General features: G+C 64.9%; 21 protein-coding genes and 1 other RNA gene. 10 read left to right on the plus strand and 12 right to left on the minus strand.

The features are described 5' to 3' along the window. Positions 1-114: 114 nt before the first annotated feature. Positions 115-549, minus strand: coding sequence for a DUF3576 domain-containing protein (locus CVN68_RS15085; RefSeq protein WP_100282930.1), 435 nt, complete (start codon positions 547-549; stop codon positions 115-117). Positions 550-769: 220 nt separating this feature from the next. On the opposite strand from CVN68_RS15085, the gene CVN68_RS15090 reads away from it, so the two are divergent. Both CVN68_RS15090 and CVN68_RS15095 read left to right on the plus strand, forming a co-directional pair. Continuing rightward, positions 770-1,501, plus strand: a complete 732-nt coding sequence (locus CVN68_RS15090) for a hypothetical protein (protein ID WP_233503374.1) — start codon at positions 770-772, stop codon at positions 1,499-1,501. Between the two features lie 325 nt (positions 1,502-1,826). After that, on the plus strand, positions 1,827-2,105 hold the full coding sequence (locus tag CVN68_RS15095; protein ID WP_100282931.1) for a DUF6916 family protein: 279 nt from the start codon (positions 1,827-1,829) through the stop codon (positions 2,103-2,105). Here the strand turns inward: CVN68_RS15095 and CVN68_RS15100 are convergent. The 4 genes from CVN68_RS15100 to CVN68_RS15115 are packed head-to-tail and all read right to left on the minus strand — an operon-like array spanning position 2,102 to position 4,166. After that, positions 2,102-2,605 (minus strand): GNAT family N-acetyltransferase, encoded by a 504-nt coding sequence (locus CVN68_RS15100; protein WP_199560093.1) that lies wholly within the window; start codon positions 2,603-2,605, stop codon positions 2,102-2,104. The two genes, CVN68_RS15095 and CVN68_RS15100, sit on opposite strands and share 4 nt — an antisense overlap. A gap of 8 nt (positions 2,606-2,613) precedes the next feature. After that, positions 2,614-3,132: a phage tail protein gene (locus CVN68_RS15105; protein ID WP_100282933.1), complete on the minus strand. Its 519-nt coding sequence runs from the start codon at positions 3,130-3,132 to the stop codon at positions 2,614-2,616. 11 nt (positions 3,133-3,143) lie between these two features. Beyond that, on the minus strand, positions 3,144-3,647 hold the full coding sequence (locus CVN68_RS15110) for a phage tail protein (RefSeq protein WP_100282934.1): 504 nt from the start codon (positions 3,645-3,647) through the stop codon (positions 3,144-3,146). Between the two features lie 12 nt (positions 3,648-3,659). Next, on the minus strand, positions 3,660-4,166 hold the full coding sequence (locus CVN68_RS15115; RefSeq protein WP_100282935.1) for a phage tail protein: 507 nt from the start codon (positions 4,164-4,166) through the stop codon (positions 3,660-3,662). Positions 4,167-4,607: 441 nt separating this feature from the next. On the opposite strand from CVN68_RS15115, the gene CVN68_RS15120 reads away from it, so the two are divergent. From CVN68_RS15120 to CVN68_RS15140, 5 genes are all read left to right on the plus strand, one after another. Next, a complete protein-coding gene (locus CVN68_RS15120; protein WP_100282936.1) occupies positions 4,608-6,236 on the plus strand; it encodes a M28 family metallopeptidase in 1,629 nt (542 codons plus the stop codon). Positions 6,237-6,245: 9 nt separating this feature from the next. Beyond that, the gene (locus CVN68_RS15125; RefSeq protein ID WP_100282937.1) at positions 6,246-7,220 is read left to right on the plus strand and encodes an agmatine deiminase family protein; all 975 of its coding nucleotides are present in this window, start codon (positions 6,246-6,248) and stop codon (positions 7,218-7,220) included. 8 nt (positions 7,221-7,228) lie between these two features. Then, entirely contained in the window at positions 7,229-8,077 is an 849-nt protein-coding gene (gene aguB / locus CVN68_RS15130; RefSeq protein ID WP_100282938.1) for an N-carbamoylputrescine amidase, read from the plus strand. Positions 8,078-8,192: 115 nt separating this feature from the next. Continuing rightward, the gene (gene folK, locus CVN68_RS15135) at positions 8,193-8,657 is read left to right on the plus strand and encodes a 2-amino-4-hydroxy-6-hydroxymethyldihydropteridine diphosphokinase (RefSeq protein WP_100282939.1); all 465 of its coding nucleotides are present in this window, start codon (positions 8,193-8,195) and stop codon (positions 8,655-8,657) included. Between the two features lie 48 nt (positions 8,658-8,705). Then, complete coding sequence (locus CVN68_RS15140) at positions 8,706-9,038, plus strand: DUF1905 domain-containing protein (RefSeq protein WP_233503375.1); 333 nt, start codon at positions 8,706-8,708, stop codon at positions 9,036-9,038. A gap of 16 nt (positions 9,039-9,054) precedes the next feature. Here CVN68_RS15140 and CVN68_RS15145 read toward each other — a convergent pair whose 3' ends face one another. The 5 genes from CVN68_RS15145 to CVN68_RS15165 all read right to left on the minus strand — a co-directional run bounded on the left by CVN68_RS15145 (position 9,055) and on the right by CVN68_RS15165 (position 12,212). Continuing rightward, the gene (locus tag CVN68_RS15145; protein WP_100282940.1) at positions 9,055-9,588 is read right to left on the minus strand and encodes an NUDIX hydrolase; all 534 of its coding nucleotides are present in this window, start codon (positions 9,586-9,588) and stop codon (positions 9,055-9,057) included. Further along, positions 9,585-10,253: a TPM domain-containing protein gene (locus CVN68_RS15150; RefSeq protein WP_100282941.1), complete on the minus strand. Its 669-nt coding sequence runs from the start codon at positions 10,251-10,253 to the stop codon at positions 9,585-9,587. The genes CVN68_RS15145 and CVN68_RS15150 overlap by 4 nt, the downstream gene beginning before the upstream one ends. Further along, positions 10,253-11,131 (minus strand): TPM domain-containing protein, encoded by an 879-nt coding sequence (locus tag CVN68_RS15155; protein ID WP_100282942.1) that lies wholly within the window; start codon positions 11,129-11,131, stop codon positions 10,253-10,255. Before CVN68_RS15155 ends, CVN68_RS15150 begins: the two co-directional genes overlap by 1 nt. Further along, the gene (locus CVN68_RS15160) at positions 11,128-11,511 is read right to left on the minus strand and encodes a TPM domain-containing protein (protein ID WP_158298909.1); all 384 of its coding nucleotides are present in this window, start codon (positions 11,509-11,511) and stop codon (positions 11,128-11,130) included. Before CVN68_RS15160 ends, CVN68_RS15155 begins: the two co-directional genes overlap by 4 nt. A 107-nt stretch (positions 11,512-11,618) precedes the next feature. Beyond that, the gene (locus tag CVN68_RS15165) at positions 11,619-12,212 is read right to left on the minus strand and encodes a LemA family protein (RefSeq protein WP_407695552.1); all 594 of its coding nucleotides are present in this window, start codon (positions 12,210-12,212) and stop codon (positions 11,619-11,621) included. Between the two features lie 108 nt (positions 12,213-12,320). On the opposite strand from CVN68_RS15165, the gene mscL reads away from it, so the two are divergent. After that, positions 12,321-12,746 (plus strand): large conductance mechanosensitive channel protein MscL, encoded by a 426-nt coding sequence (mscL, locus tag CVN68_RS15170; protein ID WP_100282945.1) that lies wholly within the window; start codon positions 12,321-12,323, stop codon positions 12,744-12,746. Beyond that, positions 12,743-13,498 carry a DUF4272 domain-containing protein gene (locus tag CVN68_RS15175; protein WP_199560094.1) on the plus strand — a complete coding sequence of 252 codons (756 nt, stop codon included), beginning with the start codon at positions 12,743-12,745 and terminating at the stop codon, positions 13,496-13,498. The genes mscL and CVN68_RS15175 overlap by 4 nt, the downstream gene beginning before the upstream one ends. 3 nt (positions 13,499-13,501) lie before the next feature. Here CVN68_RS15175 and CVN68_RS15180 read toward each other — a convergent pair whose 3' ends face one another. Then, on the minus strand, positions 13,502-13,933 hold the full coding sequence (locus CVN68_RS15180; RefSeq protein ID WP_100282946.1) for an RrF2 family transcriptional regulator: 432 nt from the start codon (positions 13,931-13,933) through the stop codon (positions 13,502-13,504). 58 nt (positions 13,934-13,991) lie between these two features. Between CVN68_RS15180 and ssrA the strand changes: the two genes are divergently transcribed. Beyond that, positions 13,992-14,337, plus strand: a transfer-messenger RNA (tmRNA) gene (gene ssrA, locus CVN68_RS15185). 537 nt (positions 14,338-14,874) lie between these two features. On the opposite strand, the gene CVN68_RS15190 is transcribed toward ssrA, so the two are convergent. After that, positions 14,875-15,426 (minus strand): outer membrane protein, encoded by a 552-nt coding sequence (locus CVN68_RS15190; RefSeq protein WP_100282947.1) that lies wholly within the window; start codon positions 15,424-15,426, stop codon positions 14,875-14,877. Positions 15,427-15,566: the final 140 nt, after the last annotated feature.

Raw genomic sequence — 15,566 nt, forward strand, 5'->3', positions numbered from 1 at the left:
TTCCTTCAACTTTGCAGCTCGGGCACTAGGCAGCGCCGCACAGCCGATCAACCCCCGTCCCCATGTGGGGCCGGGGTCGGCGATCGGCGCGCTACAATCGAAAGAAGCGGTCGATCAGTCGTTGACGATGGCGGCACGACGCAAGTCGCGAGCGCGGGTCAGGATGATGTCCTCGAGCTTCTGCACCGTCGCGGCCTGCACGGGGGCTGCGACCCACTGGCCGGTGCGGTTGACTTCGCGCAGCGCCGCGACCCGCAGCGCATCGGCGCGCAGATCCTGGTCGAGCACGGTCACGGTCACCTTCATCCGCTCGGCCGGCGTGTTCGGATTGACGTACCAGTCGGTGACGATGACGCCGCCGTTCGAATCGGTCTGGAGCAGCGGCATGAAGCTCAGCGTGTCGAGAGTCGCGCGCCATAGATAGGAATTGACGCCGATCGTCGTCACTTTCGAAGCGGCGAGATCGGCCTCGGGGCGCTTGTTGCCGCCGCATGCGGTGATCGAAAGAGCGAGCGACCCCAGGATCGCGGTGCGCAACAGGCGGTTCATCGACACATTCCTAAGCCCGAAAGGAGAAAGCGAAAGCATCTATAGGGGCTCGTGTGGCGGGAGCAAGGCGGCAGCGCCCGCGGACGTTCGTCGGGGAATCTCCCCCAAACGGGTCGATTCGCTGCCGAATCTGTGGGCATCGGGCAACACTGCCACGAAATTTCAGTCGCCTGTGGAACCTCGCTTCCGAATCATGGTACGTCCCTCTACATAAAAGGGGATGAAAATGCTTCTGGCACGGTGGACGACGATGATGGGACTGGGGGCGATTTGCGCCGCCGGTGCTCTCGTTGCGCCGGCGCTCCAGGCGCAGGAAAATGGCAGGGCCGAATCGGGCTATGCCAAGCGGCCCGCTACGGCGTCGCGCAGCGGCCTCGGCACCTTCACGCCAGCCGCCGCCGATCCCAAGCTCGCCGCGATTCTCGCGCGCAGCGGTCTGCCCGAGGCCGGCTTCCGCTTCACCCCGTCCGAATCGCGCCGCGGCGGCCGTGCCGTGACCGTTGCAGTCCGCGCGCGCTCGACCCGGACCGCAGCGATCGCCAGCCGGAGCGACGTGATCGCCGCAACCCCGGTCAGCCTTGCGCCGATCGCGTATAATCTCGGCGTCTCGGTCGGCTGGAAGCGTTTCGCCGTCGCGGGCGACGTTACTCGCGTCGAACTCGTCACCCAGCCGGGCAGCACCGAACGCGCCAATGTCGGGGTCAGCTATTCGGGCAGCCGCGTCACTGGCCGCGTCCAGGCCGCCGCTGAGCGTCCGCTGGCCAACACGCCGGTGCTGATCGGCGACAAGCCGAGCTATTCGATCGACGTCGGCGGCAGCTATTCGCTGACCCGCAACCTCGATGTGACTGCGGGCGTGCGCTATAAGAGCGAGCAGGACCGCCTCCCCAAGATGACCGACAATCGGCGCGACAGCCAAGCGGTCTATGTGGGCACTGCCTTCCGCTTCTGACGCCGAAGGCCTCGTCCCGGCGAACGCCGCGATCTCGGGCGGGGTTTGCCATGACTGGAAACCATTCTCCTGGAACCACGCATCGGCATGGCCCGCCGACCCGCGGAAATTCGGTTGGAGCACCGCGGAGCCGCACGCGGCGAAGAACTGGGCGGGCCTCCTCGAATATTAGTCGTTCGAGCGTAAAGCGAAACGATCCGCTTGGAAGGCCGGGCCTTGCGAGGCCGAGACCAGCCTGCCAAGATCTGCCTAAGTCGTTTCTCACAGGACTTTGCATGCGCATCGCTGTCTTCGTGATTTCGTCGCCGCTGCCCCGCGTGCCCGGATGACGGCGCTGTGTTTGTCCGACTTTGCGGCGGGCACCATTTATGACGTGTCCGGCGGCGACGCCGCCTATCCGCTCACGCTCCACAAGGCGCAGGCGCTGTCCGATTCGGGGCGGGAGGGCGGATCGTTCCGGCTGGAGTTTCTCGGCCCCGGCGAACCGGTTCTGCCGCAAGGAACCTATCGCTTCACCCGCGGTGGCGAGGACGGGCATGAGATCTTCATCGTTCCGGTTGCGCGCGAGGCCGACAATATCCGCTATGAGGCGGTGTTCTACTAAGCTGCCGGACGCCATTGCCAAAGGTCGTAGGCGCCCCGGTCCTCGTCGAGGACCTCGAAGCCGAGTCGCGTATAGAGCGTGCGCGCCGGGTTGTTCTTCTCGACATGAATCGTGACATTCTGGCCGCGCGGCCCGGCGTCGGCGAACAGATCGCGCAGCAATGCCGCGCCGACCCCCTGGCCTCGCGCCTCTGGCATCAGCGAGATGTCGACGATCCGGATCTCGGTCGGCATTTCGTACAGATATAGCCGTCCGATCGCGACACCATGGCGTTCGATGATCATCGCCTCCATGCCACGATAATGCTGCTGGTAATGCGCGTGCTGCGCGGCATGCTGCTGAAGCAGGAACGCCTGTTTGGTCTCCGTGGGCCAAGGCACCAGCGCCAATTCCTCGGTGCGCGTCGAGGCATAAAGCGCGGCGGTGAAGGCGAGGTCGGCATCCGACATCGGCCGTAACCCGACGTCCAGCGTCGCGGCACCGACAAGCGGCAAGGGCACGACAGCTGCTAGCTCCGTGGCGGGAACACGCCCTGCAACGCGATGCAGAAATAGAGGGTCAGATAAGGCATCATGTTGTTGTGCGGCTGACCGCCACCGGCAGGAGCGAGCGCCTCGGGCGCCAGCGGCGTGAGGGTTGTGTTGGGCGAGTAGATGTTCAGCTTGGCCCGCGTCAGGGCGTTGTTGGTCGGTATGTTGTTTTCGGCCTCGTCCGACGACGACATGGTGAGCGCGTGCGCATGCGCTGGCATTTCAGATTCGAGCAGCGTCACGGTTTCCGAGCCACCGGTCTCGCCGAGATCGTGGAGCGACAGGCCGGGTCCCTGTCCCGGATGCATCGGCGCTCGGCCCTGCAGATCGGGAAGCGCGAAATTGCTCTTGCCGTTGCCGCCATAGGTGGTGCCCAGCAGCGAGAACAATGCGGTATTCTGCGACAAAGGCAGCAATTGCCCGTCGCACCACGCCCAGCCTCTGGGCGCGAAGTTGAAGGGGAAGACCCGGATTTCGGCGACGAACGGATCGGCCACGGATCGGCTCCTCAGGTTGGGCTCGGGAAGATCCCGAACAGCGAGATGATGAAGTCGACGCAGAGATAGGGCTGCATGTTGGTGTGCGGCTGGTTGTTGCCGACCGGGGTTACCGAGAGTGCGTTCAGCGGATCGGTCGGCTGGGCGTTGATGAAGGCGTCGATCGAGCCGGACTTGCCGATCAGATTGTTGGTCGGCGTCGGCGAGGTCGCCACGTTGAGCGATGCGAGCAACGGGTGGCTATGCCCAGGGATTTGCGGGACGGTCAGCGTGACCTGCTCGACACCTGCGGCCTCGGCAAGGATGAAGCCGTTTCCCTGATGCACCGGAAGCCTGCCGCGCAGGTCGGGTAGCGCAAAGGTTTCCTGACCGTCCCCGCCATAGGTGGTGCCGATCAGCTGAAAGAGCGTCTCATTCTCGGAGATCGGCAGGAGCTGCCCTTCGCAGAACATCCAGCCGGCGGGCGCGAAATTGCCCGCGAACATCCGGATTTCACCGACATAAGGTTGCGCCATCGGTCGGGTTCCTCAGTTTGGCGAGGGGAAGATGCCCTGGAGCGCGATGCACCAGGACAGCGTCAGATACGGCTGCATGTTGTTATGCGCCTGGCTGCCGCCGACAGTGGCGACCGAAGCCGGCGCCGTCGCCGTAAGCGCCGCCGCACCGGTATAGAAATCGTTTGGAGCCGTTCCCGCAAGAAACATGGTGGCATTGGGAATATTGGTGGTCGCATTCGTCGACGTCGCCTGCAGCACATGGGTGTGCTGGGGCAGTTCGGCGATCGAGAGCGTGTGCGCCTGCTCACCGCCCCGCTCGCCGAGCGTATGGCCGTTACCGACGTGCATCGGCGTCCGGGCACGCAGATCAGGAAGCGCGAAGTTTACCCGTCCGTCTCCGCCATAGGTGGTGCCCAGCAGCGAGAACAGCGCTTGATTCTGGTTGATCGGCAGCAACTGACCGTTGCACAGCGCCCAGCCTTTCGGCGCGAAGACAAAGGAAAAAAGCCTAAGCTCCGATAAAAACGGCTCAGCCATGCCTGAATCCCCCCCGTTGACCCACAGCTTACTACCGAAACGATCTTGGGCAAGTCTTATTCTTCATTGACTTCGGGGGCGCATATCACTGCGACGCAAGTCGATGTTCTTTCCCGGAAAGAGAGCTCGTCGCGAAGGTTATGAAGACCGGCCAGTTGTCGCGGTTACTGTGCCGCCTTGACGCTGATGGAAGTCGATCTTCCTGTTACGGGCTGGAGTCAGCACTTTCCGTAATCCGCGGGTGGCCGGTCCGCGCCGCCCCAAGCGGCGACCCGGCCGGCGAGGCGACCGCCGCCGCGAGGAAGCTGCCTGTAGTCATCCGCCGCATCGCCCTCTCCATTATCACTGCCGTTGCGTCTCCGGCCTCGACACGAACTGCAATGCTTGCGACCCCCGCGCCTCGCTGCCACATTCGCTCCATCCATATCCGCGGGAGTTTCCATGCGCATCCTGTTCGCCACCGCCGTTCTGCTCACCAGCACCGCTGCCGTCGCGCAGACCGCGCCGCAGCTCTCGCTCGACACGCTCAAGCAAGTCACCGAGCGGCTTTCGTCCGATGAATTCGAAGGCCGCGCGCCGGCGACCGCGGGCGAGGAGAAGACGCTCGCTTACCTGGTCGAGCGCCTCCAGAGGGCCGGGCTCAAGCCGGGCAACAAGGGCAGCTGGTTCCAGGAGGTGCCGCTGGTCGAAATCACGTCGCAGAACGTCGCGCCCCTTACCTTCACCGGAGGCAAGACGCCGGTCAGCCTCGAATACCGCAAGGATCTGGTGATCGCGACCTATCAGGTCACGCCGAAGGTTCAGGTCAAGGACAGCGACGTCGTGTTCGTTGGCTACGGCATCAACGCCCCCGAGCGCGACTGGAACGACTATGCCGGCATGGATGTGAAGGGGAAGACCGTGGTCATCCTCGTCAACGATCCCGATTGGCAGACACAGGGGCTGCGGGGCGAATTCGGCGGCCGGGCGATGACCTATTATGGCCGCTGGACCTACAAATATGAGGAAGCCGCGCGGCAGGGCGCCGCGGCGGCGATCATCATCCACGACACCGAGCCCGCCGCTTATGGCTGGGGCGTGGTGCAATCGTCATGGACCGGACCCCAGCTCGAGCAGGACACGCCGGGCGACCATATGGACCAGTCGAAGGCGATCGGCTGGATCCAGCAGGATGCCGCGAAGGCGCTCTTCGCCAGCGCGGGCAAGGACTATGTCGCCTTGATCGAAGCGGCGAAGCACAAGGGCTTCAAAGCCGTTCCGCTGGGCGTGAAGGCGAACGTGTCGTTCGACAACACGATCCGGCGTCAGGCATCGAAGAACGTCATCGGCATCCTGCCCGGCAGCGAACGCCCGGACGAAGTGGTGCTCTATTCGGCGCATTGGGACCATCTCGGCCGCTGCGACGCTGTGAATGGCGACGACATTTGCAACGGCGCGCTCGACAATGCGTCGGGCACCGCCGGGCTGGTCGCGCTTGCCGAAGCACATGTGAAGGCGGGGCCGGCGAAGCGTAGCCTCGTCTTCCTTGCAGTGACCGCCGAGGAATCGGGGCTGCTCGGCTCCAAATTCTATGCCGAGAACCCGGTATATCCGCTCGCGAGGACAGTGGGCGGGGTCAACATGGACGGCGTCAACAATGTCGGGCGCGCGAAGGATTTCGTGCTGGTCGGCGTCGGCAAGTCCGAGCTCGAGGATCTGGTGAAGCCTTTCGTGGCGGCGCAGGACCGGGTGATCGTCCCCGAGCCCACTCCCGAGCGCGGCTATTATTATCGCTCGGACCATTTCAGCATGGCCAAGCTCGGCGTGCCGATGCTCTATGGCGAAAGCGGCGAGGATCTCCGCGTCGGCGGCAAGGAAGCCGGCAAGAAGGCCTCGGACGACTATACCGCCAATCGCTATCACAAGCCGCAGGATCAATATGATCCCAGCTGGAGTTGGGACGGCGCGATCGAGGATCTGAGCATCTTCTACGGGCTCGGCCGCCAGCTCGCCGAGGGCTCAAACTGGCCTAATTGGTATCCGACCGCCGAATTCCGCGCGACCCGAGACAAGAGCCGCGCGGGGAAGTAATAGCGCGCCATGATTCTACCTCCCCCTCCCGAATGGGCGCCGCACGATGCCGTGTGGATCGGTTTTCCGAGCCATCCCGAGCTGTGGCTCGAAGACCTCGATCCGGCGCGAGAAGAGGTCGCCGCCTTTGCCCGCGCGGTCCGCGCGGGAGGAAGCGGGGAGGAAGTGATCCTCGTCGCCGCCGACGAGGAAGCGGCGGCGGCGGCGCGCGAACATGCCGGCGATTCGGCGCGGGTGGTGATCGAGCCGTTCGGCGACATCTGGCTGCGCGACACCGGCCCGATCATCGACGGCGCCGGCCGCGCGCATGATTTCCGCTTCAACGGCTGGGGCGGGAAATACGACCTCGCGGGCGATACGGACGTCGGGGCGCGGCTCGCAAGGGCCAGGAAGCTCGTGGTCGAGGAGCATCAGTGGATCCTCGAGGGGGGCGCGATCGACGGCGACGGCACCGGGCTGTGCGTCACCACCGAACAATGTCTGCTCAACCCCAATCGCAATCCGAACCTGACCAAGGCAGATGTCGCGGCGCTGCTCGAAGCCAGCCTCGGTTATCATCGAGTGCTGTGGCTCGGTGACGGGCTGCTCAACGACCATACCGATGGTCATGTCGACAATCTCGCGCGCTTCGTCGGCGAGAACCGGCTGCTGATCCCGGAGGCGACCGACAACGACCCCAATTGGCGAATCTATCAGGACGCCGCCCGGCGCGCCGAGGCCTTCGGAGTCGAATTGATCCGCTTCCCCTCGCCCGGCCGGGTGCTGAGCCCCGAGGAAGAGATCATCCCCGCGAGCTACATGAACTTCTACATCGGCAACGCCGCGGTGGTGGTGCCGGTATACGGCCAGGAGAATGACGACGCGGCGATCGCGGCGCTGGAGGCGCTTTTCCCCGGCCGGCAGGTTGTCGGCCAGCGCGCCGATCATATCTTGACCGGCGGCGGCAGCTTTCACTGCATCAGCCAGCAGCTTCCGCGGCTCTGAGGAACCCAATGACCGAGATTACCGTCGCGGCGCTCCAGCTCGCCTTCACCAACGACATCGATGCCAACATCAAGGCAGTGTCCGAGCTCGTCCGCGAGGCGGCGGGCAAGGGCGCGCAGGTCGTGCTCCCGCCCGAATTGTTCGAGGGCGAGTATTTCTGCCGGGTCGAGGACGAGGCGCTGTTTTCCAACGCCAAACCGGTGAACGAGCACAAGGCGGTGCTGGCGATGCAGCATCTCGCCGCGGACCTCGGCATCCATATCCCGACCAGCTTTTTCGAGGCCGATGGGCCGCATCATTATAACAGCCTCGCGATGATCGGCCCCGACGGGCGAGTCGAGGGCGTCTATCGCAAAAGCCACATTCCCGACGGACCGGGCTATGAAGAGAAATTCTATTTCCGCCCCGGCAACACCGGCTTTAAGGTGTGGAACGGACCCGGCGCCAGGATCGGCGTGGGGGTGTGCTGGGACCAATGGTATCCCGAAACCGCCCGCGCGATGATGCTGATGGGCGCCGAGGTTTTGTTCTACCCCACCGCGATCGGATCCGAACCGCACGACGACAGCCTCGACACCGCGCGGCTATGGCGGCGCGCGATGGTCGGGCATGCGGTGTCGAACGTCGTCCCCGTGGTCGCCGCCAACCGCGTCGGCACCGAGCACGGCCAGACCTTTTACGGCACCAGCTTCATCACCGACGAGCGCGGCGATATCCTCGCCGAACTCGACCGCGAGGAAACCGGCGTGATCATCGCGAAGCTGGACCTCGACCGGATCAAGCGCCACCGTGCGGCGTTCGGCTTCTTCCGCGATCGGCGGCCCGAGCTTTACGGACGGCTCGTCGAAGACATCTAAAGTGACTCACCTGGCCGATTCGCAGTCGATCTCGAACGAAAATTACGCGTTTGAATCTGACCGGCGTATCGCGGTCAGCATGGCGTATTCGCGCCCGCGCCGTTAAGGCCAGGGCGTGCCGACACCCGTCTATGCCATCGCTCTAGGCTCCAACCGCCGAGGACGCCACGGCAGCCCCGAGGCGGAGATCGAAGCGGCGCTCGCCGCGCTGGGTAAGGTGGTCGCTGTCTCGCCGGTACTGCGTACGGCGCCGCTCGGCCCTTCGAAGCGCCGCTTCGCCAATGCCGTCGCGCTGATCGAGAGCGACGAGGACCCTCCGGCGCTGCTCGGCAGGCTCAAGGCGATCGAACGCGGCTTCGGGCGGCGGCGCGGACGCAATTGGGGGGCGCGGGTGATCGATCTCGACATCGTCCTCTGGTCCGAAGGCATGTGGGGCGAGCGGAGGCTCACCGTGCCGCATACCCACTTCCGCGAACGCGGCTTCGTGCTGGAGCCGCTACTCGCGGTTGCGCCTGACTGGCGCGATCCCGTCACCGGGCTGCGGATACGGCAGATCGCCCACCGTCTCGCGCGGCGCTGACCCCGCCTCGCTTTATCCCGCTGCCGAACAGCGCCAAGGGTGCGGCCGATGTCCATGCCCGACGATGCCCCACTGACCTTTGCCGCCGAACTCTGGCGCTGGACACCCCCGCCCCCGGCCAAGGCCAGCTGGCATTTCGTGACGGTCACCGGTGTGCCCGCCGACGCGATCCGCGCGCGCGCTTTTGAGCTGCGCGCGATGGGCGGCGGGCGCGGCTTCGGATCCGTCCGGGTCGAGGCGCGGGTCAATGGAGTGCCGTTCGCCACCTCCGTCTTCCCGCACAGCGAAAGCGACGGCTATCTGTTGCCGGTCAAGGCCGAAGTGCGGCGCGCCGCCGGTATCGCCGCGGGGGATCGGGTGCAGGTGGAGATCCGCGCCTGAAGGCAGGCGGTTGCGGCTATGCGCGGCGCAACATCGTTTCAGCCAGTAACAGCAGCAGCTTCACGTCGATGGCGAGCCCCTCGGCCCGCTTCTGTGCGACAAAGGCGGGGACCTCGGCCAGCGCGACGCGGTGGACGACGATATCCTCGCCCGCGACGCCGCCGCCTTCGCTCACCTTGGTCAAGCCCGTAGCGCGCACCAGCGTGAAGCCTTCGCTGACCATCCCGGGCGAGGAGTGGAAATAGCCCAGCGCCTCGACCGTCTCGCAGCGATAGCCGGTTTCCTCCTCGAGCTCGCGGCGGGCGGCATCGAGCGCGGTATCGCCGTCATGCTCGTCGCCGATCAACCCTGCCGGAAGCTCAAGGCAGCGCTGGCCCAGCGGCACGCGATGTTGCTCGACGAGCAGGACGTGATCCTCGTCGTCGATCGCCACGATCACCGCCGCCTGGATGTTGCGGGCGCGGGAGACGAACTCCCATTTGCCCTGCCGCCTTGCCACGATCCATTTGCCTTGCCAGACGGTTTCGACCGGCTCTTCCGGAGTGCTCATAATTCGATCAGCCGGTCGGGAAGCTCGTTCGTGTCGCCTTCGCTGCGCGGAAAATGCTCGGCGAGCACCTTGCCGATCTGGGCGACCGCTTCGGCGAGACCATCGCCCGGTCTGCCATCTTTCACCGCGGCGATCAGCGCCGCCATCGCCTCGCCCCACACTTCCGCGCTCACCTTCGAGTGGATCGATTCTTCGGCGATGATCTCCGCGCGATGCTCGGCAAGCGAAAGGTAGAGGAGCACGCCGGTTGCCGCCTTGGTGCGCTTTTCGGCGGCGGTGCGGAACAGCGCCATCGCGCGGGCGTGCACCCGCCGCGTCCTCGTCGCGCCCGGGGTCAGCGCGATCCGCAGCGCATCGCGCGCGAGGAGGACGCGGACGACGAGGAAGGTGAGCGCCATCAGGATCAGCGCGAAAGTGAGATACCAATGCGGCGGCGTTTCCGACCAGGCATCGACGAGCAGCGCGTGGAGCCATGCGACCGGCCCCGGCTGCCACGCGAGCAGCGCCAGCACGAACAGCATCGCGAGCACGGCCCAATGGAGCGCGACGTCGTGATAGGCGTCGGAACGGCCGGCGACGACCGTGACGATCTCGCCATCGGTCGACTGTTCGGCCTGCGAGACCGCTGCGGTGACCCGCGCATGATCGGCTTTGGTCAATCGCATCACCAGCTCCCCGAGGCGCCACCGCCTCCGAACGATCCACCGCCCCCGGAGAAGCCGCCTCCCCCACCGCCGTCGCCCCAGCCGCCGCCATCGCCGCCACCCCAGCCGGAGGAGCCGCCGCCGTGGCCGGCGTTGCGGCCGATCTCGTTGGCGATGCTCCACAGGATGATCGGCAGCGCACCGCCGTCATTGCTGCGATAGCTGCGTGCGCCCCACGGTCCCTTGCGGCGCCGGCCTCCGAACCCGCGCGCGAGCATCGGCAACAGCACGAAGAGGAAGATGATTCCCCAGAACAGCAAGCCGAAGGGGAAGCCGCCACCGCCGCCGGCGCGGCGCGGCTTGCTCTGCGCCTGCTTGTCGGCGGCCGCCTTGGCGCGCGCCTCCGCGGCTTCGAGCGGCAGCTTCATCTGCTCGGCAACTGCGTTGGCACCGGCGACGATGCCGCCGGCCATATCGCCGGCCTTGAAACGGGGAAGGATCGTTTCGTTGATGATGGTGCTCGACATCGCGTCGGTCATGATCGGTTCGAGCCCATAGCCGACTTCGATCCGCACCTTGCGCTCTTTGGGCGCGACGATCAGCAGGATCCCGTTATTGGCGTCCTTTTGTCCGATTCCCCAGGCGCGTCCGAGCTGATAGCCGTAATCGGCGATGTCATAGCCCTGCAGATCGGGGATCGTGGCGACGACGAACTGGCGCGTGGTCGCCTTGTTGATATCCTCGGCGAGGCTGGTGACCTCGGCCTTCTGGACATCGGTTAGCAGATTGGCGGCGTCGACCACGGGTTCGCGCTCGCGCTTTGGGAAATTGGGCTGCGCCTGCACCGTGACGGGTATGGCGAGCAGCAACAAGGCAAGCAGATAACGCAGGATGTTCATTCTGTGATCTCGCGAAGGATGGCGTTGCTGCCCGCGACGATGCCGTCGGCCATATGCTGGTCGCGGAAGCGCGGCAGGATGGTATCGTCCATGATGATGCCTGCCTCTTGGTCGGTAAGCGCCTTCGTCAGGCCGTCGGCAACTTCGATCCGCGCCTTGTGCTCGTTCGGCGCGACGATCAGCAGAACGCTGTCGTCGCCACCCTTTCGCCCGATTCCCCACCAATTGCCGAGCGCCCGGCCATAGTCTTCGATCGATTTGCCGCCCAGACTATTCACCGTCACGACGACGAACTGATGTTTCGACTGCGCCTCGGCGTTCGCGATACGTGCCGCCAGTTGCGCCTCTATGGCGGGCGGGAGCAGATCGGCGGTATCCACGACACACCCCGCCAGCGCCGGGAAATCATAGCCGGCAGGAGGCGCCCTGGAGGGCGCGGCAGCGTTGCATGCTGCCAGCGCCCCGCAAAGCAGAAGCGCTATCGGAATCAGCTGCCGTTCCCGAAGTCGACCGTCGGCGCCTTGTCCGCCCCGGCCTGCGCCTGGAACGGGGTCATCGGTTTCGAGCCGTAGAAGATCTTGGCGCCGACCGCGTCGGGGAAGGTGCGGATGCGGGTGTTATAGGCCTGCACTGCGGTGTTGTAGTCGCGGATCGAGATCGCGATGCGATTCTCGGTGCCTTCGAGCTGGTCCATCAGCGTCTTGAAATTGCCTTGGCTCTGCAGCTGCGGATAGGCTTCCTGCAGTCGCTGGAGCGACAGCGACAGGCCGTTCTGGGCCTGGTTGAACGCCGATACCTTGGCCGGATCGGTGAGGTCGTCTCCGCTCACTTGAATCTGGGTCGCCCGCGCGCGCGCGCTGACCACGTCGTTGAGGATCTTGCCCTCGGATCCGGCGGCGCCCTTCACCGTTGCGACGAGATTCGGAATCAGGTCGGCACGGCGCTGATAATTGGTCTGGACGTCGGCCCAGCGCGCCTTGGCGTTTTCCTCGGCGGTTGGCACGCTGTTGAGCCCGCAGGCTGAGAGCAGAACGGCGCCGGCTAGCGCGAATGCGGCACGAAACTTGATCACCTTGTTGATCCTCCGGATCTTGGTCGAGAAGTGTCTTATACGACGGCAACACTGGAGCCCGAAAGCGAAATCGGACATGGAACGACGAGGAACGGTTGTGGAGGGAGGTTTGTGCCCATGTGGAAGGAATTCCGGACGTTCATCGCGCGCGGCAACGTGCTCGATCTCGCGGTGGGCGTGATCATCGGCGCCGCATTCGGCACGATCACCAAATCGCTGACCGACGATCTGATCATGCCAGTGATCGGCGCGCTCTTCGGGGGGCTCGATTTCTCGAGCTATTTCATCAAGCTGGGCGCGGTGCCTGCGGGCTATACCGGCTCGCTGAGCGATTATGCGGCGTTGAAGGCGGCGGGCGTGCCGTTGCTCGGATTCGGGCAGTTCGTCACGGTGGTGATCAATTTCCTGATCCTCGCTTTCCTGATCTTCCTGTTGGTGCGTTTCGCCAATCGAGTGTTGCGCCGCGAAGAAGAGGCGGCGGTCGATCCGGTGGAAGTCGAGTTGCTGCGCGAGATCCGCGACGAGCTGAAGAAGCGGCCATGAGCTGGTTCCGCAAGTTGCTGGGCGGCACGCCCACACCCGCGCCCGCAGAACCTCCGAAGCGCCTCCAGCCACTGCTGAGCGTCCAGTTGCCGCCAAGCGAACCGGGCCAGCTCTATGGCGACCAAGTTGCGCGCAAGCAATTCATGGAGGCGCTGCTCTCCAACGAAGGCGTACGAGTCAATCCCCACCTTCCGGCGATCGAAAGCGAGGCCGAGGTTACGCTGCGTACCCCCGAGGAAGTGGCCGGCCGGCTGCTTGCGCTGGCGATCGTCGCAGTCAAGGGAGAGGGCCTCGATCAGGAAACGGTCGATGCCATCGCCGAAGAGCGCGGCGTGCTGCCGTTGCTCTCCCCCAAAGAGCACGCGTTCATCGCAGAGAATCCGCCGAGCGAGCACGACCGCCTGCAGTTCAGTTGGCGTTATGAAGCGGCATGGGTGCTGTTCTGGGCCTTGGGATGGGACGAATCGCCGGTGCTCGGGCTGCCGCGCGCGATCTGCGACGTGCCGCGGCTGGCGGGGACGGTGCGCGATACGCCGGACCTGGCGGCTCGCGGCCTGCGCTCGGCGAACGACATCCTCAACGAGGCCGATCTGATCTATCGCTGCCACTGGGCGGTACGGCAGGCATCGATCGACGGCGAAGTGCCCTCCGGCGGTCTGGAACCCGGCGTGACAATGGAACGGCATCACGCACTCAACTGGCTGATTCGCTACAACGATGCCGAATGGGACGAAGTCTCCACCGACACGTGAACGTCAGGCCGCGGCAAGTTCCTCGGCGACGGCATCGGCGAGGCTGGTACCGTCGAGGATGCGCGCGGTCTCGTCGCGGACGCGCGCCATTGCTTGGCGGATCGCGCAGGTCGCTTCGTCCCTGCAATCGTTGCACGACCGATAAGCGGTGCGGCTGACGCAGGGGACCAAAGCGAGCGGACCTTCGATCACGCGGATGATCTCGCCGAGCGAGATCAGATGCGGCGGGCGGGCGAGGCGATAGCCGCCCATCTTGCCGCGGGTCGACAGCAGGAAGCCCGCCTCGCGCAGATCGGCGAGGATGAGTTCGAGGAATTTGCGCGGTACATTGGCTTCGGCGGCGATGCGGTTCATCGGCACAGGTCCGGTCGCAGCTTGCTGCTGGGTGAGGAAAAGCATCGCGCGAAGCGCGTAGCGGGACCGCTGGGTCAACATTATGCACCCTCCATGCCAAGCCGAGGCTTCGGTGTGAACCCCCTAGAGGCTGCAACCTGACCTTTTCATTAAGCGAAGAGCACCCTATATGGGTCTTGCCGGGTTCGCCCGGCTATGGGGATAAACGACGGCGTGCAATAGGCGCAGCGGACCCGGGGGCAGTACCCGGCGGCTCCACCATAAGTGGTGGTGTATCTGGACACCGTTTCTGACGGGGCCGAACCAGGATCGACGTGTGTTGAAAAGCGCCGACTATCTCTCAGCGTGGGCCACTGTGACGGTCTGAAACACAAGTGCCAACGATAACGAAGCACTCGCTATTGCGGCGTAACCCCACGGCTTAACGGCCTAAGGTTATTCTAAAATGCGCGGTTGGACCGCACCGGGCAACAGAAGCGGATTCCAGCGGTACGGGGGGCACCGGGCAACAGAAGCTCCCCACTTTCGCTTTGGATGATCGATTGCGGCACGCCGCGCGCGCCCTGCTGCTCGCGTCAAGCGAAGACCGGGCGGCAGTCAGGGATCGCCGCCCGGCCAAGACCCCGGAAAGCAGAGCCCTCGGAACCTCATTCACTGATATACGCGAGGGTGGACAACGGAATGCTAGCGATGGCTTCCGGGAAACTGCCGTACGGGTTTGCCGCACTCGCGCGTGCCGGCACGCGGCCGCGGCGCCGCGGGCTTCGGGCGATAGTCGGGATCGCCGCCACTCGGCAGCCTGTCCGGAAGCATCGCATCGCGAGCAAGCAGGCGCGCAAAGCGCTTCAGCGAACACATAATCCCACCCGTTTTTTGCGACCTTTCGGGGCACAGCGCGCTCGCCCCGACGGCGTTCCGCCATATTCGCGGTTAACGCGGCGAATGGTGACGGCCGAGGGGTTGGATAGAAAAAGGGGCCCGGTTTCCCGGACCCCCTCGCAGCTCGATCCGGCACGATCCGCTCAGAAGCGGATACCGACGCCACCCGCGACCTGGCGGCGCTGGAGATTGATGTCGTAGAACTTGCCGTAATCGGCATAGCTGCCCTCGACGAAGCCGTAGAATTTGCCGAGCCCGAACTCGAAGCCGAGGCTGCCCTGAATGCCGCTCTTGCTTTCAGAGACGCTCGCGCCGCCGCTGCTCGCCTCGAACTCGATGCTGGCATAGCCGGCTTTGGCATAGATCAGGCCGCGCTGGCCGACGATGACGCCGATGCGGCCGCCAACGCTCAGATTGCCCTTCTCGCCAAGGCAATCTCCGCCGTCGCAGAGCTCCACGCTGGAGAATTCGTAGTTCGCATAGGGTCCGACGACGACCTTGTTCGCCTTGAAATCGAATCCGATCTCGCCGCCATAGGATAGGGCGCTGCCAATCTTGTAGACGTCATTGTCCTCGCTGACGGTCGGCGTTTCGTAGCCGATGCGCGCCTCGATGCGGGCACCGTCGAAATCCTGCGCCGCAGCCACGCCGGGCACGCATGCGATCGCAGCAGCAATCCCCCAAATCTTCTTCATCCCGTCCCCCCAATATTGAATTGAATGCCCGTGAAACTGGCATCCTCGCCGTCCAGAGGACGCGAAGCCCGCCACAACGGCGCGACGCCCCTAATAAAGGACGTGGCTACGGTCCACTGATTTCGGTAGCGGAACGAAAA

Source organism: Sphingomonas psychrotolerans (genome assembly GCF_002796605.1).
Lineage (GTDB): Bacteria > Pseudomonadota > Alphaproteobacteria > Sphingomonadales > Sphingomonadaceae > Sphingomonas > Sphingomonas psychrotolerans.